This window comes from Janthinobacterium sp. GW822-FHT07H11, assembly GCF_058798615.1.
Window position 1 is genome coordinate 1368605 of record NZ_CM179507.1, and the last position, 23306, is coordinate 1391910.

A 23306-nucleotide genomic window follows, 5' to 3' on the forward strand; every position below is an offset into this window, starting at 1 on the left:
TTGCCTATCGGCTATCAGAAATCGACGATGACCGTCGCACCATAGGCGATTTTGTGAGCTGACGTGGCCGCCCGCAAGGCCGTTTCCTCCAATGGCAGGCCAGCCTGCAAGGCCGCCAGCAGGCGGATGGTGCCGGCATGGCAGATGATGATGGCTGTTTCGTGTTGTTCGCGCAACAGATCGCCTAAAAACGCATCGATGCGGGCGGCCATCGCCAGCACATTTTCGCCATCGCCCGGACGATAGTGCGCCATGTCGGCTGCCCAGGCATCGATGTCCGCGCGCGCGATCGCATGCCAGGGCCGCATTTCCCATGTGCCGAAATCCATCTCGGCCAGCCGCGCATCAAACTGCAATGCGCTCGCGGGCAGATCCTGCGCCAGGGCTGACGCCAGGCCGGCGCAGCGGCGCAGCGGACTGGCATACAGCGGCACATCGGCTGGCAAGGTGGCTTGCAGGCTGGCGCACACCTTGGCCATTTCGTGCGGCGCCACTGCCACGTCGCTGCTGCCATAGCAGGTGCCGCTGGTCACTTGCGGCGCGGGATGGCGCACTAAAATGAGGCGCATGCTAAAAGAAGCGTACGGGAGGCTGGAAGCTGGACAGGATGGCCAGGTAGATCGCCACTTCCGCCACCTGCTGCACGGCGCCCAGGCAGTCGCCCGTGTAGCCTTGCAGGCGGCGCTGGCATTTTCGGCCCAACCAGAATGCGGCGGCGGCCGCCGCCACGATGGCAAAGACCAGTGCCGCCCAGTCAACTATCCCCAGCACGCCGCAGGCGATGGCAGGCAATAGGGCACAGACGGCGGCGATGATGAATTCTCCCGTGCTCATGTCCTGCGCCATCGGCTTGGCCTTGCCTTCGTCGCGCGCGTAATCCATGAGCCAGATCAGCGAGACGGCGGCCAGGCGTGATAGTGGATGGGCAATAAACAGGGTCGCCACGACGACGGTCGGCGGCAGCGAAGCGAGGGCCGCGCATTTGATGGCCAGCAGGCAGACGATGCCGATGGAGCCATACGCGCCGATGCGCGAATCCTTCATGATTTCCAGCACCCGCTCACGCGTCAAGCCGCCGCCGAAGCCGTCGCACATGTCGGCAAAGCCGTCTTCATGGAAGGCCCCCGTCAGGTAGATGCCGGCGGCGACGGCCAGCAGCACGGCCACCGTCGAAGGCAGCAGCCAGCTGGTCAGCAGGTACACGGCGCCGCTGATGGTCGCCACCACCACGCCCACCAGCGGAAAGTAGCGCGAAGCGTGCTGCAGCCAGGCCGGCTCGAAACCCACCCAGCGCGGTATCGGCAGGCGCGTGAAGAACTGCAGTGCGATGAAGAACAGGCGGCATTGGAGGACTGCTGCCGAAACGGGATTGCTCATCGTCTTAGTCTGGCGTGGACTTTTCGCTGACCTGGGCCGAGGCGAAGGTAGCCATCTCGCGCATGAAGTTGACGGCCGCGTGCAGCAGCGGCAAGGCCAGCGCCGACCCCGTGCCTTCACCGAGGCGCAAATCGAGGTGCAGCAGCGGACGCGCACCCAGGCTGGCCAGCAGCTGGCGGTGGCCGTTTTCATCGGAACAGTGCGAAAACACGCAGTAATCGAGGATGGCCGGCTGCAAGCGCGCCGCCACCAGCAGGGCGCTGCTGACGATGAAGCCGTCGATCAGCAGAATCATGCGTCGTTCGGCTGCCTTGAGCATGGCGCCGGCCATCATGGCGATTTCGAAGCCGCCAAACGTGGCCAGCACGTCGAGCGGCGCATGGACTGCTGCGTGATGGGCGACGGCCGCCTCGATCACCTGCTGCTTGTGCAAAATGCCTTCTTTCGACAGGCCGGTGCCGGCGCCCACGCAGTCGGCGACCGGTGTTTGCGTCAGCTTGTGCATCAGGGCGGCGGCGGCGGTAGTGTTGCCGATGCCCATTTCGCCAAAGCCCAGCACATTGCCGTCCAGGGTGGCGACCAGGTCCATGCCCGCCTGCACGGCGGCCAGGCATTGCTCGCGGCTCATGGCAGGTTCTTGCGCGAAGTTGCGCGTGCCGGGGCCCTGTTTGCGATCAAGCAAGCCGTCGCGCGGGCCGAAGTCATGGTTGACGCCCGCATCTACTATATAGAGGGCACAATCGTTCTGGCGGGCAAAGACATTGATGGCGGCGCCATTGCCCAGGAAGTTTTCCACCATTTGCCAGGTCACGCTTTGCGGATAGGCGGAGATCCCTTCGGCCACCACGCCATGGTCGGCCGCAAAGACGATGATGGCGGGCTGGCGCAGGGCCAGTTGCGTGCTCTGCTGGATCAGGCCGATCTGGCGCGCGAGCGTCTCCAGCAGGCCCAGGCTGCCCAGCGGCTTGGTCTTGCTATTGATGGCGTGTTCGAGTGCGCTGGCCAGGACAGAGTCGGCAATGGGGGCGATATGTGGAATAGGCATGGGAATCAGGATGGATAGGGCGGGCTGTATTGCCAATGCTACGATATCACACAGCAATATTTACCCAGCTGCAAATTAGCACTTGCGGGGCCTGCGGCTCAGGGCTATAATTCGCCCCCTCGCTGAACGACGCATGCAAATGCCGAGTGACGCAGGGTAGAAAAGAAGGAGTTGACGGATTTAGTGAAATGCTTCATACTCTTCCTTCTTCGCAGCTGACAAACACAACGCTTTGTCGATAGCGCGAAAGCAGTAACCGAATACAGTTCTTTAACAATTAACAGTCGATAAGTGTGGACATTTGATGCAAGTGCAGCAGCGATCTTCGGATTGCTGTAATACTTAAAATATCAAATGTTCACAAGAAATAATGAAATAGGCGCTACGCAAGTAGTGGCCTGTCAGTTTTTTGAGTGAGCGACCCGTCAGCAATGACGGTGCCTGTAAAAGGGCAAAGTAACAGAGATTAAACTGAAGAGTTTGATCCTGGCTCAGATTGAACGCTGGCGGCATGCCTTACACATGCAAGTCGAACGGCAGCACGGAGCTTGCTCTGGTGGCGAGTGGCGAACGGGTGAGTAATATATCGGAACGTACCCTGGAGTGGGGGATAACGTAGCGAAAGTTACGCTAATACCGCATACGATCTAAGGATGAAAGTGGGGGATCGCAAGACCTCATGCTCGTGGAGCGGCCGATATCTGATTAGCTAGTTGGTAGGGTAAAAGCCTACCAAGGCATCGATCAGTAGCTGGTCTGAGAGGACGACCAGCCACACTGGAACTGAGACACGGTCCAGACTCCTACGGGAGGCAGCAGTGGGGAATTTTGGACAATGGGCGCAAGCCTGATCCAGCAATGCCGCGTGAGTGAAGAAGGCCTTCGGGTTGTAAAGCTCTTTTGTCAGGGAAGAAACGGTGGGAGCTAATATCTCCTGCTAATGACGGTACCTGAAGAATAAGCACCGGCTAACTACGTGCCAGCAGCCGCGGTAATACGTAGGGTGCAAGCGTTAATCGGAATTACTGGGCGTAAAGCGTGCGCAGGCGGTTTTGTAAGTCTGATGTGAAATCCCCGGGCTCAACCTGGGAATTGCATTGGAGACTGCAAGGCTAGAATCTGGCAGAGGGGGGTAGAATTCCACGTGTAGCAGTGAAATGCGTAGATATGTGGAGGAACACCGATGGCGAAGGCAGCCCCCTGGGTCAAGATTGACGCTCATGCACGAAAGCGTGGGGAGCAAACAGGATTAGATACCCTGGTAGTCCACGCCCTAAACGATGTCTACTAGTTGTCGGGTCTTAATTGACTTGGTAACGCAGCTAACGCGTGAAGTAGACCGCCTGGGGAGTACGGTCGCAAGATTAAAACTCAAAGGAATTGACGGGGACCCGCACAAGCGGTGGATGATGTGGATTAATTCGATGCAACGCGAAAAACCTTACCTACCCTTGACATGGCTGGAATCCCCGAGAGATTGGGGAGTGCTCGAAAGAGAACCAGTACACAGGTGCTGCATGGCTGTCGTCAGCTCGTGTCGTGAGATGTTGGGTTAAGTCCCGCAACGAGCGCAACCCTTGTCATTAGTTGCTACGAAAGGGCACTCTAATGAGACTGCCGGTGACAAACCGGAGGAAGGTGGGGATGACGTCAAGTCCTCATGGCCCTTATGGGTAGGGCTTCACACGTCATACAATGGTACATACAGAGCGCCGCCAACCCGCGAGGGGGAGCTAATCGCAGAAAGTGTATCGTAGTCCGGATTGTAGTCTGCAACTCGACTGCATGAAGTTGGAATCGCTAGTAATCGCGGATCAGCATGTCGCGGTGAATACGTTCCCGGGTCTTGTACACACCGCCCGTCACACCATGGGAGCGGGTTTTACCAGAAGTAGGTAGCTTAACCGCAAGGAGGGCGCTTACCACGGTAGGATTCGTGACTGGGGTGAAGTCGTAACAAGGTAGCCGTATCGGAAGGTGCGGCTGGATCACCTCCTTTCTAGAGTTTGCACGAAGCAGTAATGCTTCACGCATCAAATGTTCACACTTATCGGCTGTTAGTAAGAGAAGAAACAGTAGTCGTAGTAGTTCCGCGTTGGGGCTGTAGCTCAGCTGGTTAGAGCACCGTGTTGATAACGCGGGGGTCGTTGGTTCGAGTCCAACCAGCCCTACCAGTAACACCCGAGTCGTAAATTCCCGGGGGATTAGCTCAGCTGGGAGAGCACCTGCTTTGCAAGCAGGGGGTCGTCGGTTCGATCCCGTCATCCTCCACCAAGTACTTTGAAAGTGCAAACGTAAGCCAGTCAGGTTTAGGTTTGATCTTTTAGCGATCAAAGCTGTTTCGTTCTTTAACAATCTGGAAGAAGTAAAGATTATTTATTGATCGGTTTGCCGTAAAAAGCGAATCGATGGGTAATGATTGTATGTATCAACAAACAAGCAACAACGTTGTACTTTCTTATCCCTGTAGCGCTCTTTCATCATGTAAATGTTGAGAGGCTAACGTTATAGGGACAAGCGAATAAGTGCACATGGTGGATGCCTTGGCGATTACAGGCGATGAAGGACGTAGTAGCTTGCGATAAGCTGCGGGGAGTGAGCAAACACACTTTGATCCGCAGATTTCCGAATGGGGCAACCCACCCTTTTAGGGTATTGCATACTGAATACATAGGTATGCAAGGCGAACGCGGCGAACTGAAACATCTAAGTAGCTGCAGGAAAAGAAATCAACCGAGATTCCCAAAGTAGCGGCGAGCGAAATGGGAAGAGCCTGTACGTGATAGTCGGACCGATAACAGAATCCTCTGGAAATAGGAGCCATAGCGGGTGATAGCCCCGTATGTGAAATCGGACCGGTGGTACTAAGCGTACGACAAGTAGGGCGGGACACGTGACATCCTGTCTGAATATGGGGGGACCATCCTCCAAGGCTAAATACTCGTAATCGACCGATAGTGAACCAGTACCGTGAGGGAAAGGCGAAAAGAACCCCGGAAGGGGAGTGAAATAGATCCTGAAACCGTGTGCATACAAACAGTAGGAGCGGACTTGTTCCGTGACTGCGTACCTTTTGTATAATGGGTCAGCGACTTACATTCAGTGGCAAGGTTAACCGCATAGGGAAGCCGTAGAGAAATCGAGTCCGAATAGGGCGATCAGTCGCTGGGTGTAGACCCGAAACCAAGTGATCTACTCATGGCCAGGATGAAGGTGCGGTAACACGCCCTGGAGGTCCGAACCCACTAATGTTGAAAAATTAGGGGATGAGCTGTGGGTAGGGGTGAAAGGCTAAACAAACTTGGAAATAGCTGGTTCTCTCCGAAAACTATTTAGGTAGTGCCTCAAGTATCACCATCGGGGGTAGAGCACTGTTATGGCTAGGGGGTCATTGCGACTTACCAAACCATTGCAAACTCCGAATACCGATGAGTGCGAGCTTGGGAGACAGACGTCGGGTGCTAACGTCCGGCGTCAAGAGGGAAACAACCCAGACCGCCAGCTAAGGTCCCAAAGATTGGCTAAGTGGAAAACGAAGTGGGAAGGCTAAAACAGTCAGGATGTTGGCTTAGAAGCAGCCATCATTTAAAGAAAGCGTAATAGCTCACTGATCGAGTCGTCCTGCGCGGAAGATGTAACGGGGCTAAGCCAGTCACCGAAGCTGCGGATATATAGCAATATATATGGTAGGAGAGCGTTCTGTAAGCCTGCGAAGGTGTCTTGTAAAGGATGCTGGAGGTATCAGAAGTGCGAATGCTGACATGAGTAGCGATAATGGGGGTGAAAAGCCTCCACGCCGTAAGCCCAAGGTTTCCTGTTCAACGTTCATCGGAGCAGGGTGAGTCGGCCCCTAAGGCGAGGCAGAGATGCGTAGCTGATGGGAAGCAGGTTAATATTCCTGCACCGTCGTATGATGCGATGGGGGGACGGATCGCGGAAGGTTGTCTGACTGTTGGAATAGTCAGTTTCTGTCTCATAGAAGGCGCTTAGGCAAATCCGGGCGCGGAATTCAAGGGGATGGGACGAGTGAACTTGTTCACGAAGCAATCGGAAGTGGTTCCAAGAAAAGCCTCTAAGCTTCAGTCATACGAGACCGTACCGCAAACCGACACAGGTGGGCGAGATGAGTATTCTAAGGCGCTTGAGAGAACTCGGGAGAAGGAACTCGGCAAATTGGTACCGTAACTTCGGGAAAAGGTACGCCCCGGTAGCTTGATTGGTTTACTCCATGAGGGTGAAAGGGTTGCAATAAACTGGTGGCTGCGACTGTTTAATAAAAACACAGCACTCTGCAAACACGAAAGTGGACGTATAGGGTGTGACGCCTGCCCGGTGCTGGAAGATTAAATGATGGGGTGCAAGCTCTTGATTGAAGTCCCAGTAAACGGCGGCCGTAACTATAACGGTCCTAAGGTAGCGAAATTCCTTGTCGGGTAAGTTCCGACCTGCACGAATGGCGTAACGATGGCCACACTGTCTCCTCCCGAGACTCAGCGAAGTTGAAATGTTTGTGATGATGCAATCTACCCGCGGCTAGACGGAAAGACCCCATGAACCTTTACTGTAGCTTTGCATTGGACTTTGAACCAATCTGTGTAGGATAGGTGGGAGGCTTTGAAGCGGGGACGCTAGTTCTCGTGGAGCCAACCTTGAAATACCACCCTGGTTTGTTTGAGGTTCTAACCTTGGTCCGTTATCCGGATCGGGGACAGTGCATGGTAGGCAGTTTGACTGGGGCGGTCTCCTCCTAAAGTGTAACGGAGGAGTTCGAAGGTACGCTAGATACGGTCGGACATCGTGTTGATAGTGCAATGGCATAAGCGTGCTTAACTGCGAGACTGACAAGTCGAGCAGGTACGAAAGTAGGACATAGTGATCCGGTGGTTCTGTATGGAAGGGCCATCGCTCAACGGATAAAAGGTACTCTGGGGATAACAGGCTGATTCCTCCCAAGAGTTCATATCGACGGGGGAGTTTGGCACCTCGATGTCGGCTCATCACATCCTGGGGCTGTAGCCGGTCCCAAGGGTATGGCTGTTCGCCATTTAAAGTGGTACGTGAGCTGGGTTTAAAACGTCGTGAGACAGTTTGGTCCCTATCTGCCGTGGGCGTTGGAAATTTGAAGGGGGCTGCTCCTAGTACGAGAGGACCGGAGTGGACGAACCTCTGGTGTACCGGTTGTCACGCCAGTGGCATTGCCGGGTAGCTAAGTTCGGAAGAGATAACCGCTGAAAGCATCTAAGCGGGAAACTTGCCTTGAGATGAGATTTCCCAGAGCCTTGAGCTCTTTGAAGGGTCGTTCGAGACCAGGACGTTGATAGGCTGGGTGTGGAAGTGCAGTAATGCATTAAGCTAACCAGTACTAATTGCCCGTACGGCTTGTCCCTATAACCTTAGCAGGTACAGAGGATAAGACGGTACAACGTTGCGTGTGTGTTGATACACCAATTCATTACCCAAAATCTTTGCTTCTTCCAGATTCATGGCCTTGTCGTCCCACAGGAGACAAACGCCGGTACAAGTTATGCCTGATGACCATAGCAAGTTGGTCCCACCCCTTCCCATCCCGAACAGGACCGTGAAACAACTTTGCGCCGATGATAGTGCTGCAACCAGTGTGAAAGTAGGTTATCGTCAGGCTTGTTATTCGTAGTAGAAGAAAACCCCGCCGGACTCCGGTGGGGTTTTTTTTCGTCTGGGGGTTTTGTGGCGCGCGGCGGTGGCTGCTGTCGGCTTACGCTGCGCTAAGCCGACCTACGCCGTTGGGGGAATGCTGGACGAAAAAAAGGCAGCGCTGCGCGCTGCCTCTGTTATCTAATACTGTCCCATTCCAGGTTAAAGCGGGCCAGGAATTTCTTGATCCGGTCCGCATCATTCGGTTTCGCCTTTGCCCCGCGCGAGATGGCATACAATGTGCGGCCCGCATCGGACAGGCTGTTTGACTGCCGGCAAACCTGGATGACTGCCTGCAGTTGCAGCGCATCGAACAGATCGAGTTGCGCTGCCGCCTGCTCTCCCATGATCCCTGTCAAGTCCACTTCCGGACTATCGCTCCGCCCACCATGATGTTGCCACATCCGCTGCAGGCGCCTGATCTCTTCGTCGACCACGCTATCCGTGATGCGGCCCGCTTCCGACAGGGTGGCCAGGCGCGTGACGGCGGCCGATAAATCGCGGAAATTGCCGCTCCATGCCGCCGATGGCGCGGCGGCAAAGCGCATGAAGCGCTCGCGCGCCTCCTTGTTGAAGCGCACTCTTTCGCCCGTCTCCGCGCCGTACTGCGCCAGCAGATAGTCGAGGTTCGGCTCGATGTCTTCCGGCCGTTGCGCCAGGCCTGGCAATGCATAGGTCCACAGATTGATGCGCGCATACAGGTCTTCGCGGAAGCGGCCGGCCGCCACCTCCTTGCCCAGGTCGCGGTTGGTGCCGGCGATCAGCTGAAAGTCGCTTTGCACCTCCATGTCGGCGCCGACGGGGAAAAAACGCTTCTCTTCGATGGCTTTCAGCAGCATCGCCTGCTCGTCGAGTCCCAGTTCGCCGATTTCATCGAGAAACAGCAGCCCCTTGTGCGCGCTGCGCAGCAAACCTGGCCGGTCCGTCCCCGCACCCGTGAATGCGCCCTTGATATGGCCAAACAGGGTGGAGGCGGCGCCGTCGCCGTGCAGGGTGGCGCAATTGAGGTCGATGAACTTGCCGTCGATCTGGTGGCGCGACCGTTTCAGCTCATAGATGCGGCGCGCGAGGAAGGATTTGCCGGCGCCCGTCGGCCCCGTCAGCAGCATGGGCGCTTTTGACTTGATCGCGACGCGTTCGATTTCCCCGATCATGTCGTTGAATTTCGCATTGCGCGTGGCGATGCCGGACTTCAGGAAGGCGACGCCTTCGGCCTGCTCGCGCATAAAACGCTGGGCGATCTGGTCGTAACGCGACAGATCGAGGTCGATCAGCGCGTAACTGCCGGGATTGCCGATGGCCTGGCGCCTGGGCGGCGACGTTTGCACGAGGCGGCCCGGGAAGTAGCGCGCTTCCGTCATCAGGAACATGCAGATTTGCGCCACGTGGCTGCCGGTGGTGATGTGGATCCAGTAATCCTCCTGCTCCGGATCAAAGGGGTAGCTGTTGGCGAAATCATAGAGGGCGCCATACACGTCTTCAAAATCCCAGGCATCGCTGATCGGCAGATCATGCGCGATCAATTCCGTTTCCGGCGAAACGCTGGCGATATCCTGCGACACCTGGCGTACCAGGCTGGAAAATTGCTCGCCGGCATACAGCAGCTCGAAGCGGTCGATGATCTTGTCTTCGTGCTGGGTCAGCGCGATGCTGGGCCGCCACTTTTCCCAGCGCGCGGCACCCCTGCCATTGTCGAGTTGTGTGCCGAGAAAACCGATGACGACAGTGCGTTTTGCTTGCATGAATTGGATAAGAGTTTATCTGAAAAGATAATTGTATCCGAATCTCCGACGTTCGCCATTTTCACCTGAAAGTGCAGGGAGAGAATATTGATGAATAAAATCAATTACTTACAGACATTTCTGGGGAATCATTGAAAGCTGGCACAGCGCTTGCAATAGAAGGGATAACAGCGAGATAAACGTAGAGAGCAGAGAGGACAAAAAATGGCCAACGCCCAGTTATTCCAGCGTGCACAACAGACCGTGACCTTGCCAGCGGCGCTGGCGCACAATGCCGAAGGCGCGCCAGCGTATGCGCTGACGCCACGCCATCAATTGGCACAATACGCAGCCACAGGCTGCCTGAACACGACGTTTTATGCGAGCGCCGAGGCGCAGCTGGCAAAGGTAATCGAGCTGTGCCAGGCCGTCGAGCCGGCCTTTATCGCGCAAACGGCCGTGTACTGCCGCGAGCGTGGCTACATGAAGGATATGCCAGCCTTGCTGGTGGCCGTGCTGGCCGGGCAGGGCGCCGCCGAATTTGCGCCGGCCTTCCAGCGCGTGATTAACAACGGCAAGATGCTGCGCAATTTCGTGCAGATCGTGCGTTCGGGCGTCACCGGCCGCAAGTCGCTGGGATCGCGTCCGAAAAAGCTCGTGCAGGCATGGTTGAACGGCGCGTCGGAACAGGCCTTGCTGGCCGCCGCCGTGGGGAACGCGCCATCGCTGGCCGACGTGGTCAAGATGGTGCACCCGAAACCCGGGGATGCCTGGCGCGCCGCGTTCTTCGCCTGGCTGATCGGCAAGCCCTACGATGCGGCCGCACTGCCGCCGGCGCTGGCTGCGTTCGAAGCTTACAAGCTTGATCCAGCGCAAGCGATTCCGGACGTGCCGTTCCAGATGCTGACGGCGCTGCCCTTGAACGCACAGGCGTGGGCGCAGATCGCCCGCCAGGGCGGCTGGCAGATGGTGCGCATGAACTTGAATACCTTCGCCCGCCACGGCGTGTACGAGCTTGAAGGCATGGCGGAACTGATCGCCGCCAGGCTGCGCGATCCCGAGGCGATTGGCCGGGCACGGGTGTTTCCGTACCAGCTGATGTCGGCGTACCTGGCCGCTGGCGACAAGGTACCGCGCATCGTGCATGCGGCGCTGGAGCAGGCCTTGGAAATCTCGCTGGCGAACGTGCCGCGGATCGCCGGCAAGGTGGTGGTGTGCCCCGACGTTTCCGGCTCCATGGCCTCGCCCGTCAGCGGCTTTCGCGGCAGCGCCACCTCGAGCGTGCGCTGCATCGACGTGGCGGCGCTGGTGGCGGCGGCCATGCTGCGCAAGAATCCGGACGCGATGGTGCTGCCGTTCGAGCACAGCGTGGTGCAGTGCGCGCTCGGCGCGGATGACAGCGTGATGGTGAACGCGGCCAGGCTGGCGGCCATCGGCGGAGGCGGCACCAATTGCAGCGCGCCGCTGCTGCGCATGAACAGCAAGAAGGAGCTGGCGGACCTGGTGATCTATGTGTCCGATAACGAATCATGGATCGACGCCAGACGCAGCGGCGCCACGGCGACGATGGGACAGTGGCATGTCTTCAAGCAGCGCAATCCGCAGGCAAAGCTGGTGTGCATCGATATTGCGCCGCACGCCACCACGCAGGCGATGGAGCGCGAGGATATTTTGAATATCGGCGGTTTTTCCGACGACGTCTTCAGGATCATCGCCGCCTTTGCCGCCGGCCAGCTGGACCCCGCCCACTGGGTGGGGGAAATCGCCGCCATCGATATCGCGGCACCAAGTTGTTGAAGCAAAGCGCATGAATGCGGACCAGACTACATAACAGACGTCTTGTCCAACTTTGTCATGTGCCGCAGTGCCCCGAATGCCGACAGGATTACATCGATCAGCCGCGTCAAACCGGCCTGCCAGGCGCAGTCAGCCTGGCAGAAATCCTGTCCCCCTGGTCGGGTTGTCGTACTGATGAATGCCGGTGGAACTACATCCAGAGCCGATGCGTCGGCAGCGTTTCACCAATCCTTGTCATCACCCCCTATACAATAGAAGAAGAGCATAGCGATGAAAAACGAAGAATACGAAGTCCTGCATACCGAAGGCAGCCGTCCCGTGAAAATGTGGACGCGTGGCGTGCCTGTCGAAGAAGCGGCCAAAAAACAATTGCGCAACACGGCGACCCTGCCGTTCATCTACAAGCATATCGCCGTCATGCCCGACGTCCACCTGGGTAAAGGCTCGACCATCGGCAGCGTGATTCCCACCCTGGGCGCCGTGATTCCGGCGGCCGTGGGCGTGGACATCGGTTGCGGCATGATGGCGGCGAAAACCACGCTGACGGCGAATGATTTGCCCGATAATCTGGGGCCGCTGCGCAGCGCCATCGAGCGCGCCATTCCGCACGGGATGTCGCCGAAGACGCGCGGCCACCGTGGCCGCGACGAGGGCTCCTGGCATACGCCGCCCTCGGTGGTCGACGCCGCGTGGCTGCAACTGAAGGATGAATTCGATGCCATCTGCCTGAAAATGCCCAAGCTGAAGAACACGAACAACTATCGTCACCTGGGAACCCTGGGCAGCGGTAATCACTTCGTCGAAGTGTGCCTCGACGAGCAGGGCAGCGTATGGTTCATGCTGCATTCGGGTTCACGCGGCGTGGGCAATGCCATCGGCACGCATTTCATCGAACTGGCCAAGCAGGATATGCGCACCCACTTCATCAACCTGCCCGACCAGGACCTGGCCTACCTAGCCGAAGGCACGCGGCATTACGATGATTACGTGGAAGCGGTGGGCTGGGCGCAGCGCTTTGCGCGTAACAACCGCGAAGTGATGATGCAGAATCTGATCGCGGCCGTGCGCACGGTCATCCATAAACCGTTCCAGACGCATGTGGAAGCCGTCAACTGCCACCATAACTATGTGCAGAAGGAACACCACTTCGGCAAGGACGTGTTGATCACGCGCAAAGGTGCCGTCTCGGCCCGCGCCGGAGAACTGGGCATCATTCCCGGCTCCATGGGCGCAAAGAGTTTTATCGTGCGCGGCAAGGGCAATGCGGACAGCTTCCATAGCTGCAGCCACGGCGCGGGGCGCACGATGAGCCGCACGGAAGCGAAGCGGCGCTTCAACTTGGACGACCAGATCCGCGCCACGCAAGGCGTGGAATGCCGCAAGGATGCAAACGTGATCGATGAAATTCCGATGGCCTACAAGGATATCGACGCGGTGATGCTGGCGCAGCGCGAGCTGGTCGATGTCGTGCATATCCTGAAGCAGGTCGTTTGCGTCAAAGGTTAATAGAGAGAAAATACAGATGATAGAAATTGATGGAGCGCAAGGTGAAGGCGGCGGACAGATATTGCGCTCGGCGCTGAGCCTGTCGATGATCACGGGCCAGCCATTCCGGCTGATTAACATTCGCGCGGGGCGGGACACGCCCGGCTTGCTGCGCCAGCATCTGCTGGCCGTGCAGGCGGCGGCCGCCATTTGCGGGGCGCGCACGACACCGGTGGCGCTGCGCGCAGCCAGCCTGGAATTCGTGCCTGGCCCCATACGCGGCGGCGATTACCGCTTTGCCATCGGCAGCGCCGGCAGCTGCACCCTGGTATTGCAAACCCTGCTGCCAGCCTTGCTGCATGCGGATGGGCCATCCACCGTGCGCATCAGCGGCGGCACGCACAATGCCATGGCGCCGCCCGTGCATTTCCTGCAGCGCGCGTATGGCCGTATCCTGGAACAGATGGGCGCCGAGGTAGAGATGACGCAGCAGCGCTACGGCTTTCATCCCGCGGGCGGTGGCGAGGTGCAGGCCAGCGTGCAACCGTGCCAGCGCTTGCGGCCCATTTCATTGCTGCAGCGCGGCGAGCGGAAGGCCGGGTATGCGGAAAGCATGGTGGCGGGCGTGCATGTGAACGTGGCGCAGCGCGAGCTCGAGCGCGTCGCCGAGGGCATGGGCTGGAGCGGCAAGCAGTTGCGCCTCGTCGGCTTGCCGGCGGACCAGGGACCTGGCAATGTCCTGTTGCTGACATTGGAGCATGAGCATGTGACGGAAGTGTTTACTTCTTTCGGCGAAAAGCACTTGCTGGCCGAATCCGTGGCCAAGCGCCTGCTGAACGAGGTACGCGCCTATCTCAAGTCGGACGCGGCCGTGGGTGAACACCTGGCGGACCAGCTTCTGCTGCCAATGGCGCTGGCCGGCGGCGGTGCTTTCAGCTGCAGCAAGGTGTCGCAGCATGCGTTGACGAATGCCGAGGTGATTTCCAGATTCTTGCCTGTGCGTATCACTTTCGAGCAGCAGGAGAGGCACAGCATTTGCACGCTGGCCGCCGCCTGAGGCGCGCGGTGATACAAACAGGTGTTGCAGCTGTTCCAAATTGATACATGGGCGGCCGGATCAGGGGCATGCAAGCATGGCATGGCATTTGCTCTTCTTGGATATTCACTAAAAAAACCAAGGAGACCAGCATGACCTATTCCATCCGTACCCTGCTCGGCGTGGCCGCCGCCGGCGCCGTTGCCCTCACTTCCCTGCTGACCTTGCCGCAAGCTTATGCGCACGGCAATGTCACGCCGCAAGGCGTCGACACCACGGGCTTGCCCAAGGTGGGTGACAAGTGGCTCGAACAAAACCCGTATCGGGGCAACAAGCTGGCCCTGACGGTGGGCACCTCGGCCTACAACCAGAACTGCGCGCGCTGCCACGGCATCGAAGCCATCTCGGGCGGCATCGCGCCGGACCTGCGCCAGCTGGACCGCGATTGCTTCGGCATCAAGAATGAGACAAAGAAACAGGCCTGCTACAAAGAAACGGACAATTATTTCCTGGCGACCATCCGCCACGGTAAAGTACGCAATGGCGCCGTGTACATGCCGCCGTTCGAGGGCGTGTTCAACCAGGAAGCCATGTGGGCCATCAAGACCTATCTGGAAACCCGCCGCGAGTCTAATTAGGTCGAACTGATAACGAAGGAGTCCCATGCGTTCATTTCAACTCCGGGGCGCGCGCGCGATGCTCTCGCTCGCCTGCCTGGCGCTGTGCGCAGCCGCGCCGGCGCGCGCCGACTGGCAGAAAGTGCAGCAGTCGGGCAGCCTGAAGGTAGCCGTGTATAACGAGTTCGCCCCGTTTTCCGACAAGGGCGCGGGCATCGATATCGACATTGCCGAGGCGCTGGCCAAAAAGCTGGGGCTGAAACTGAGCCTGCTGCCCTTTCCTGCCGGCGAAAACCTCAACGATGACTTGCGCAATATGGTGTGGAAGGGGCATTACCTTGGTTACGGTCCCGCCGACGTGATGTTGCACGTGCCGGTCGACAAGCAATTGATGGCCGACAACAGCAAGGTCGAGATCTTTGCGCCGTATTACGTGGAAACCGTGCGCCTGGCGCGCAGCGCGCAAGCCGTGCCGCAGTTCGACGGCGTCGCTTCGCTGGCCGGCAAGCGCATCGGCGTGGAAAAGGTGTCGATCGCCGCCATGCTGATGCTGGGCGAAGACAATGGCCGATACCGCGACGACGTGCGCATCTTCGACACGGCCGCCGAAGCCTTGCAGCAATTGCAGGCAGGCAAGCTCGACGCCGTGCTGGCGAACCGCTCGGAAATCGAGTCGGTGCTGAAAAGCGACCCTGCCTTCCCCTTGAGCGAAGTGGCATTTTCGCGCCTGCCGCGTGCCGGCTGGGCCGTGGGACTGGCCGTCAGCAAGGAGCAGCTCGACGTGGCCAAGCTGCTGCAGGCAGCCATGAACGAGATGGCAGCCAGCGGGGAGCTAAAAGCCATCTTTGAAAAGTATGGCGTGAAGGAAGCGCGGCCGTAACAGGCCATGTTGGATGATAATAAAGCCCGCGCATTGGAAGATGCGCGGGCTTTTTCATGAGGACGCCTGAAAAATGTTCAGGGCAAGGCGCATTGCCGCAGGCAGTACGAATAGTACGACAAGGCAATGCAACGCGGCCATGGACTTTTTCTCAGGTGTTCTTAAAACGCGTATTGGGCGCTGACGCCCAACAACCAATTGCGTCCCGGCGCCGCTTCATAGTAGCGCTTGTTGCTGTCGCCGACGATGACGGAGCCCACGTAGGTCTTGTCGAAAAGATTGTTCAGGCGGGCAAACTCCTTGAAGCGCCAATTCCCCACGTTTTGTTTGGCGTTGACGCGCGCATTGAACACCGTGTAGCCGGGCGCCGGCTTTTCACTGTTGCTGTCTTCCGCATACACCTGATTGCTGGCCACGCTTTCCAGCGCCGCGCCGAAACGGTCGAGCGTGTCTTTCCAGGCCAGTTCCGCGAACAGGTTGGCGCTGGGCACGCCCGGCAGGCGGCTGCCTTCGCGCACGTTGCCAAACGCCTGGTCATACACGGCGTGCAGGCTGGTCAGCGCCACTTTTGTCGTGAAGCCATACGGCAGGGTCGAGTCCAGCGATACTTCCATGCCCTGGCGCAAGGTTTTACCTGCATTGCGATAGCTGGTGCGTCCGCCGCTGGACTTGTCGACCACCAGTTCGTCGTTGGTCTTGATCTGGAACACAGCCGCGTTCACATGCGTATTGTTGTTGATCCTGGCCTTGATGCCCGCTTCCAGGTTGGTGCTGGTGGCCGGTTTCAGCTGGTAATTGAAGCCGCCGCCCGTACCCGAGTAAAACAGTTCGTTCAGGGTGGGCGCTTCGAAGCCGCGCGCGGCGCTGGCGTAGACGTTGACGTTCGGCGTCAGTTTATACAGCAGGCCCAGCACGGGCGTCGTGTGGCTGTATTCCAGGCTGCCGCTGTCGTTGCCATTGCCGAGGAAGTGGTCGTTGACCGACACTTTCATCTTGCTGTAGCGCAAACCTGCGCTGAGCAGCCATGGCCCGCTTTGCCATTCCATCTGGAGATACGGATCGAGGCTGGAGACGACATCCTGCTCGTCGCGGCGCAGCTTGCCCTTCACGCCAAAGGTATTGCCAATGTAATTCTCATAGCCGGTGCGGTCATCGCTGGAGCGGCCGTAATCGATGCCGATGGTGGTGCTCAGCTTGCCGCCAGCCAGCTGGTTGACGTGCAGCCAGTTGGTGTCGATGCCGTAGAACTGGCGCTGGAAGTCGACCACGCCGCCCGAATGGCTGGCTGGCGCCTGGAAACCCTTGGTGAATGCCTGGTACTGGATCACATCGCGGTTGCCGCCATACACCATTACATGCAGGCGGTCATCGCCGAACGACTGTTCATAGGTGGCGCCGATCTGCTGGTGGTCGATGCTCTTGCGCGTGTTGTAGCGTTCGGCCAGGGTGCGTTTCGGGGTTTGCGTGTCGCTCGCATCGATTTCACCGGCGCGCGGGTCGCGGGCAAACGTGGGCCAGGTGGCGCCCAGCGGATCTTGCGTATTGCCCTGGTGCAGGCTGTTGGCAACGATGGTCAGCTTGCTGTCCGCATTCGGCTTGACCGTGATCTTGCCGAACGCCTGTTCGCGCGTGGCGGCGCTGTGGTCGCGGAAGCCGTCCGTGCGGAAGCGCGAACCGTCGAGCACGTAGCCGATGCCGCCTGCCTGGCCTTGCGCCGACAGGTCCACCTTGCTGGTGCCGAAACTGCCGCCCGTCACGTTCAATTCGACGGATGGGGGATTTTGCCCATCCTTGGAGAACAGCTGGATCACGCCGCCCGAGTGGTTGCCATAGATGGCAGAAAACGGTCCGCGCAGCACTTCGATGCGCTCGGCCGTATCGAGGTTGAAGGTGGCGGCCTGGCCTTGGCCATCGGGCATGCTGGCAGGAATGCCATCGCTGATCAGCTTGACGCCGCGCACGCCGAAGGCCGAGCGGGCGCCGAAGCCACGCGACGAAATCTGCAGGTCTTGCGCATAGTTCTGGCGGTTCTGCACCACCAGGCCGGGCACGGCGGCCAGCGCTTCCGAGGCATTGACGCGGATTTGCCCATCCTGGATGCGGGCGCTGTCGACCACGTCGATCGAGGCCGGCACTTCCTGGCTCGGGTGGGCGATGCGGCTGCCGCTGACGACCACCGTATCCATGAGTTGCCCGGCGGCCAGGTCAGCGGACTCGGCAGCGAAGACATGGGGGGCGAGGGTGGCGCTGCCGGCGACAAACAGGCTGGCGATGGTGTTCAGGCGGAAACGATGCTGCATGCGGATTCTCCAATGTGAATAAAAGCCTGCTTGAGCGCGTGAGCGGCACAGGTCTGCATAGTCTTATCAAGCAATATGCCTGCCATGTCTCCATTGGTGGGCTGAAATTATACGCGTGTCAGTGGCACGGCGTTTGCATACAGCAATTATCAGAGGCGCCGATGCCGCGCGCTTTTCCTGTGTTTTGCCATTGAAAAGGTGATTATGCCCAACTTCTTCCCGCGCTTGCGCCAGGTGTGCTGGCTGTTGCCCGCGCTTGCCAGTACTGCTCTCCAGGCCGCTCCTTTTGCCTATGTCCCCAATGAAAAATCGGGCACCTTGAGCGTGATCGATACGGCCACCGACCAGGTGGTACGCCAGATCGCGGCGGGCAAGCGTCCGCGCGGCATTGCCGCCGATCCCACCGGGCGGCAATTGTTTGTCACGGACGCGGCCAGCAGCGCCTTGCTGCTGATCGATAACGCGGCTGGCACGCCCGTGCGCACGGTGGCGCTGGGCAAGTCACCCGAAGGCGTGAGCGCCTCGCAAGACGGCAGTTACGTCGCCGTGGCCGTCGAGGAAAACAATAGCGTGGCCCTGCTCGATGGCCAGACCGGCGTCGTGCTCGCCGATATCAAGGTAGAGGGGCGCAACCCGGAGCATGCGGTCTTCAGCCCGGACGGGCGCTGGCTGCTGGTCAGCGCCGAAGAGGCCGAGCAAGTCGATGTCATTGATGTCGCGCAACGCCGCCAGGTGGCGTCCATCGCCGTGGGACTGCGTCCGCGCGGTATCGGTTTCAGTCCGGACTCCGGCCGTGCCTATGTGGCGTGCGAACTGGTCAATGCCGTCTACGTCATCGACATGGCCGCGCGCAAGGCCGTCGCCACCATTCCTGCAGGCAAGAATGCGAATGGCATCGTCGTCCATCCCGGCGGCAAGCAAGTGTATGTATCGAATGGCACGGACGGCACGGTGATGGTGATCGATACGGCCAGCAACCAAGTGACGGCCACTATTGCCGTCGGCAAGCGTCCGTGGAACATGGCCATCACGCCGGACGGGAGCAAGCTGTACGTGGCCAATGGCCGTTCGAACAGCGTTTCCGTCATCGATACGGCCACTGCGCGCAAGGTGGCTGATATTACCGTTGGTGAATTGCCGTGGGGCGTGGTGATTCGGTAGCGGAACAGGAACAGGTGTTCCAGTCTGGTACACCTGTTCCATTGTGCAGCGGCGCAGGGGCGCAGCAGCAGGGCTGGCACGGATTGGAACAGGACGCCGCCGCCCTGTTCAAAACGCAAACAGGTGGCCGTGCCCGGGACTCAGGGGCATGCATGCTGAAAACAGCGCCGATTCAGGCGCTTCCCCCTTGCATCAGGGGTAAAACGCGCTAATTTTGTAGGCAGGCGGCGAGCTGGCACGGCATTTGCGGAAGACTCCGTGTACTTACCCCATCTGTACCAGGACGTTTGATTTTAATTACAGCACTTCCATTCTAATTAACCCGATAGAGGACGACATGAATCTCGCAGACATCAGCAAACTGGGCGTAGCCAATCCCTTCAAACAACGCTATGACAATTACATCGGCGGCAAATTCGTTGCCCCAGTAAAAGGTGAATACTTTCCCAACATCACGCCGATCACGGGCTTGCCGTTTTGCGAAATCGCCCGTTCCACGACGGAAGACGTCGAGCTGGCGCTGGACGCCGCGCATGCCGCCAAGGATGCCTGGGGCAAGACTTCGCCTGCCGAGCGCGCCAATATCCTGAACCGCATCGCCGACCGCATCGAACAGAACCTGAGCCTGATCGCCACGGCGGAAACCATCGACAACGGCAAGCCCATCCGCGAAACGATGAATGCCGACATTCCGCTGGCCATCGACCATTTCCGTTACTTTGCCGGCTGCATCCGTGCGCAGGAAGGTTCCGTCGCGCAAATCGACTCGGAAACCTATGCCTATCACTACCATGAGCCGCTGGGCGTCGTGGGCCAGATCATTCCGTGGAATTTCCCTATCCTGATGGCCGTGTGGAAACTGGCGCCAGCCCTGGCCGCCGGCAATTGCGTGGTCCTGAAACCGGCCGAGCAAACCCCCGCTTCCATCATGGTGTTGATCGAGCTGATCGGCGACCTGTTGCCGCCAGGCGTGCTGAACATCATCAACGGTTTCGGCCTGGAAGCGGGCAAGCCGCTGGCCTCGAGCAAGCGCATCGCCAAGATCGCTTTCACGGGCGAAACGGGCACGGGCCGCCTGATCATGGGCTACGCCGCGCAAAACCTGATTCCCGTCACCCTGGAACTGGGCGGCAAGTCGCCGAACATCTTCTTTGAAGACGTGATGGATGCGGACGACGAGTATTTCGACAAGTGCCTGGAAGGCTTTGCGATGTTTGCGCTGAATCAAGGCGAGGTGTGCACTTGCCCATCGCGCGTGCTGATCCAGGAATCGATCTACGAGAAATTCATCGAGCGCGCGCTCAAACGCGTGGCCGCCATCAAGCAGGGCAATCCGCTCGACTCGTCCACCATGATCGGTGCGCAGGCATCGCAGGAGCAGCTGGAAAAAATCCTGTCCTACCTCGACATCGGCCGCCAGGAAGGCGCTGAAGTGCTGGCCGGCGGCGAGCGCCACACGCAGGCGGGCGACCTGGAAGGCGGCTACTACGTGCGTCCGACCGTGTTCAAGGGCCACAACAAGATGCGCATCTTCCAGGAAGAGATTTTCGGGCCGGTCGTGTCCGTGACCACCTTCAAGGATGAAGCCGACGCGCTGGCCATTGCCAACGACACCCTGTACGGCCTGGGCGCCGGTTTGTGGACGCGCGACGGTTCGCGCGCCTTCCGCATGGGCCGCGCCATCCAGGCGGGCCGCGTGTGGACCAATTGCTACCACCTGTACCCGGCCCACGCCGCGTTCGGCGGCTACAAGCAATCGGGTATCGGCCGCGAAAACCACAAGATGATGCTCGACCACTACCAGCAAACGAAGAACTTGCTGGTGAGCTATAGCCCGAAAGCGCTGGGCTTCTTCTAAACCGGCAACATGCGCCGCGCCAGGAAAATGGCGCGGCGCGCATGAAAGGGATGCCATGGGTGCAGCAATTGCCAGGGTGGTCGCCACCGATGCGGCGCTGGAAATGATGGACAAGTTGCGTGAGCGTCACGGTCCGCTGATGTTTTTCCAGTCGGGCGGCTGCTGCGACGGCAGTGCGCCCATGTGCTATGCGCTGGGCGAGTTCGATGTCAGCGATACCGACATTTATCTCGGCAATTTGAATGGCACACCGTTCTACATGGGACTCGAGCAATTCGAGTACTGGGAGCATACCCAGTTGATTATCGATGTGGTCGATGGCAATGGCGGCATGTTTTCACTCGACAACGGCACGGGCAAGCGCTTCCTGACGCGTTCGCGCCTGTTTACCGATGAAGAGTGCGCCTTGCTGCATGCGCAACCGCATGACCACGGCAGCACTTGATACATACACATACTAATAACAGAGGGAGATGATTGTGCAGAAAAAAATCATGGGGATAGTCGTCAGTATGACCTTGGCATCGTTCGCCCAGGCGGCCGACGTGGGCAATGTCACCAATGCCATGCTCGACAGCACGGCGAAGAATCCGACCAGCGTCCTGTCATTCGGCATGGGCACGCAAGGCCAGCGCTATTCGCCGCTGACGCAGATCAATGACAAGACGGTGGCCAAGCTGGTGCCGGCCTGGTCGTTTTCATTTGGTGGCGAGAAGCAGCGGGGGCAGGAATCGCAGCCATTGATTCATAACGGCAAGATGTTCGTCACGGCTTCGTATTCGCGCATCTTCGCCGTCGACTTGAAAACGGGCGCCAAGCTGTGGAAATATGAACACCGCTTGCCGGACGGCATCATGCCCTGCTGCGACGTGGTCAACCGCGGCGCGGCCCTGTACGGCAACCTGGTGATTTTCGGCACGCTGGACGCCTATCTGGTGGCGCTGGACCAGAACACGGGCAAGATCGTCTGGAAGGAAAAAGTCGATGATTACGCCGCCGGCTATTCGATGACGGCCGCCCCGCTGATCGCGGACGGCCTGCTGCTGACGGGCGTGTCGGGCGGGGAATTCGGCATCGTCGGCCGGGTCGAGGCGCGCAATCCGATGACGGGCGACCTGGTCTGGAGCCGTCCGACCGTGGAAGGCCATATGGGCCACCGCTATGACAAGGATGGCAAGGCCATCGACAACGGCATTTCGGGCACCGTCAACAAGACGTGGCCGGGCGACCTGTGGAAAACCGGTGGCGCTTCCACCTGGATGGGCGGCACCTATGATCCGCAGACCAAGCTCGCGTATTTCGGCACGGGCAACCCCGCGCCATGGAACAGCCATTTGCGGCCGGGCGACAACCTGTATTCCTCTTCCACCGTCGCGCTCGACGTGAAGACGGGCCAGATCAAATGGGCCTACCAGAACACGCCCAACGATTCCTGGGACTTCGATGGCGCCAATGAGTTCGTCACCTTTGACATGGATGGCAAGCGCTACGGCGGCAAGGCCGACCGTAACGGCTTTTTCTATGTGATCGATGCCACCTCGGGCAAGCTGCAGAACGCCTTCCCCTTCGTCAAGAAAATCACCTGGGCCAGCAGCATTGACCTGAAGACGGGCCGGCCGAACTTCATTGCCGCCAACCGTCCCGGCGATCCGACCAAGGGAGAAGAAGGCAAGAAGGGCACGACGGTATTTTCCGCCCCGGCCTTCCTGGGCGCGAAAAACCAGATGCCGATGGCCTACTCGCCGCAAACCAAGTTGTTCTATGTGCCGGCCAACGAATGGGGCATGGATATCTGGAACGAGCCGATCAGCTACAAGAAGGGCGGCGCCTTCCTCGGTGCCGGTTTCACCATCAGGCCGCTGTTTGACGATTACATCGGCGCCATGCGCGCCATCGATCCGAAGACGGGCAAGATCGTCTGGGAAATCAAGAACAATGCGCCATTGTGGGGCGGCGTGATGAGTACAGCCGGCAATCTGGTGTTCTACGGCACGCCGGAAGGCTACCTGAAAGCCGTCGATGCGAAGACGGGCAAGGAACTGTGGAAATTCCAGACCGGTTCCGGCGTCGTCGCGCCGCCCGTGACCTGGCAGGATGGCGATACGCAGTATGTCGCCGTGGTTTCCGGCTGGGGTGGCGCGGTGCCGCTGTGGGGCGGCGAAGTGGCGAAGAAAGTCAACTTCCTGGAGCAGGGCGGTTCCGTGTGGGTGTTCAAGCTGGCGTCAAAGTAATGGGGTAAAGCACTCGGCGATGCCGGATGGATGTCTCCCTGTCCCGCTGGGTGCTTTGTTTTTTTCTGACGGCTGCGGCCGTCAGTTTTTTGTTTACGCAGGCATGGCCGATCCTGTTCCTGGCG

General features: G+C 59.0%; 14 protein-coding genes, 2 tRNA genes and 3 rRNA genes. 14 read left to right on the forward strand and 5 right to left on the reverse strand.

The genetic code is table 11. The features are described 5' to 3' along the window. Positions 1–14: 14 nt before the first annotated feature. From AC3RCJ_RS06140 to cobT, 3 genes are read right to left on the reverse strand one after another with little or no spacing between them, the layout of a single operon-like run. Positions 15–569 (reverse strand): histidine phosphatase family protein, encoded by a 555-nt coding sequence (locus AC3RCJ_RS06140; RefSeq protein ID WP_492961517.1) that lies wholly within the window; start codon positions 567–569, stop codon positions 15–17. A gap of 1 nt (position 570) precedes the next feature. Beyond that, positions 571–1377 carry an adenosylcobinamide-GDP ribazoletransferase gene (locus AC3RCJ_RS06145; RefSeq protein ID WP_492961515.1) on the reverse strand — a complete coding sequence of 269 codons (807 nt, stop codon included), beginning with the start codon at positions 1375–1377 and terminating at the stop codon, positions 571–573. A 4-nt stretch (positions 1378–1381) separates the two neighbouring features. Then, entirely contained in the window at positions 1382–2422 is a 1041-nt protein-coding gene (gene cobT / locus AC3RCJ_RS06150; RefSeq protein ID WP_492961513.1) for a nicotinate-nucleotide--dimethylbenzimidazole phosphoribosyltransferase, read from the reverse strand. Between the two features lie 468 nt (positions 2423–2890). On the opposite strand from cobT, the gene AC3RCJ_RS06155 reads away from it, so the two are divergent. From AC3RCJ_RS06155 to rrf, 5 genes are all read left to right on the forward strand, one after another. Continuing rightward, positions 2891–4421: ribosomal RNA gene (locus AC3RCJ_RS06155) — 16S ribosomal RNA — on the forward strand. 98 nt (positions 4422–4519) lie between these two features. Continuing rightward, positions 4520–4596, forward strand: a tRNA-Ile gene (locus AC3RCJ_RS06160). 24 nt (positions 4597–4620) lie between these two features. Further along, positions 4621–4696, forward strand: a tRNA-Ala gene (locus tag AC3RCJ_RS06165). A gap of 237 nt (positions 4697–4933) precedes the next feature. Further along, positions 4934–7809: ribosomal RNA gene (locus AC3RCJ_RS06170) — 23S ribosomal RNA — on the forward strand. A gap of 140 nt (positions 7810–7949) precedes the next feature. Then, a 5S ribosomal RNA gene (gene rrf, locus AC3RCJ_RS06175) occupies positions 7950–8062 on the forward strand. Together the 16S, 23S and 5S rRNA genes with 2 tRNA genes alongside form the textbook arrangement of a ribosomal RNA operon. Before the next feature lie 170 nt (positions 8063–8232). On the opposite strand, the gene rtcR is transcribed toward rrf, so the two are convergent. Further along, positions 8233–9837 carry an RNA repair transcriptional activator RtcR gene (rtcR, locus tag AC3RCJ_RS06180; RefSeq protein WP_492964884.1) on the reverse strand — a complete coding sequence of 535 codons (1605 nt, stop codon included), beginning with the start codon at positions 9835–9837 and terminating at the stop codon, positions 8233–8235. A gap of 204 nt (positions 9838–10041) precedes the next feature. Between rtcR and AC3RCJ_RS06185 the strand changes: the two genes are divergently transcribed. From AC3RCJ_RS06185 to AC3RCJ_RS06205, 5 genes are all read left to right on the forward strand, one after another. Next, on the forward strand, positions 10042–11613 hold the full coding sequence (locus tag AC3RCJ_RS06185) for a vWA domain-containing protein (RefSeq protein WP_492964885.1): 1572 nt from the start codon (positions 10042–10044) through the stop codon (positions 11611–11613). A gap of 270 nt (positions 11614–11883) precedes the next feature. Next, complete coding sequence (locus tag AC3RCJ_RS06190; protein WP_492964886.1) at positions 11884–13119, forward strand: RtcB family protein; 1236 nt, start codon at positions 11884–11886, stop codon at positions 13117–13119. A gap of 16 nt (positions 13120–13135) precedes the next feature. Continuing rightward, the gene (gene rtcA, locus AC3RCJ_RS06195; RefSeq protein ID WP_492964887.1) at positions 13136–14155 is read left to right on the forward strand and encodes an RNA 3'-terminal phosphate cyclase; all 1020 of its coding nucleotides are present in this window, start codon (positions 13136–13138) and stop codon (positions 14153–14155) included. A gap of 131 nt (positions 14156–14286) precedes the next feature. Further along, the gene (pedF, locus tag AC3RCJ_RS06200) at positions 14287–14772 is read left to right on the forward strand and encodes a cytochrome c-550 PedF (protein WP_076573049.1); all 486 of its coding nucleotides are present in this window, start codon (positions 14287–14289) and stop codon (positions 14770–14772) included. A 25-nt stretch (positions 14773–14797) separates the two neighbouring features. Then, entirely contained in the window at positions 14798–15631 is an 834-nt protein-coding gene (locus AC3RCJ_RS06205; protein ID WP_492964888.1) for a substrate-binding periplasmic protein, read from the forward strand. A 161-nt stretch (positions 15632–15792) separates the two neighbouring features. Here the strand turns inward: AC3RCJ_RS06205 and AC3RCJ_RS06210 are convergent, their stop codons facing one another. Continuing rightward, complete coding sequence (locus AC3RCJ_RS06210; protein ID WP_492964889.1) at positions 15793–17931, reverse strand: TonB-dependent receptor family protein; 2139 nt, start codon at positions 17929–17931, stop codon at positions 15793–15795. Positions 17932–18135: 204 nt separating this feature from the next. Between AC3RCJ_RS06210 and AC3RCJ_RS06215 the strand changes: the two genes are divergently transcribed. The 4 genes from AC3RCJ_RS06215 to AC3RCJ_RS06230 all read left to right on the forward strand — a co-directional run bounded on the left by AC3RCJ_RS06215 (position 18136) and on the right by AC3RCJ_RS06230 (position 23181). Beyond that, a complete protein-coding gene (locus tag AC3RCJ_RS06215; protein ID WP_492964890.1) occupies positions 18136–19092 on the forward strand; it encodes a beta-propeller fold lactonase family protein in 957 nt (318 codons plus the stop codon). Positions 19093–19429: 337 nt separating this feature from the next. Continuing rightward, positions 19430–20950, forward strand: coding sequence for an aldehyde dehydrogenase (gene adh, locus AC3RCJ_RS06220; RefSeq protein ID WP_492964891.1), 1521 nt, complete (start codon positions 19430–19432; stop codon positions 20948–20950). A 55-nt stretch (positions 20951–21005) separates the two neighbouring features. Beyond that, positions 21006–21395 carry a DUF779 domain-containing protein gene (locus AC3RCJ_RS06225; RefSeq protein ID WP_492964892.1) on the forward strand — a complete coding sequence of 130 codons (390 nt, stop codon included), beginning with the start codon at positions 21006–21008 and terminating at the stop codon, positions 21393–21395. Between the two features lie 49 nt (positions 21396–21444). Continuing rightward, positions 21445–23181 (forward strand): methanol/ethanol family PQQ-dependent dehydrogenase, encoded by a 1737-nt coding sequence (locus AC3RCJ_RS06230; protein ID WP_492964893.1) that lies wholly within the window; start codon positions 21445–21447, stop codon positions 23179–23181. The last annotated feature ends 125 nt before the right edge of the window (positions 23182–23306 follow it).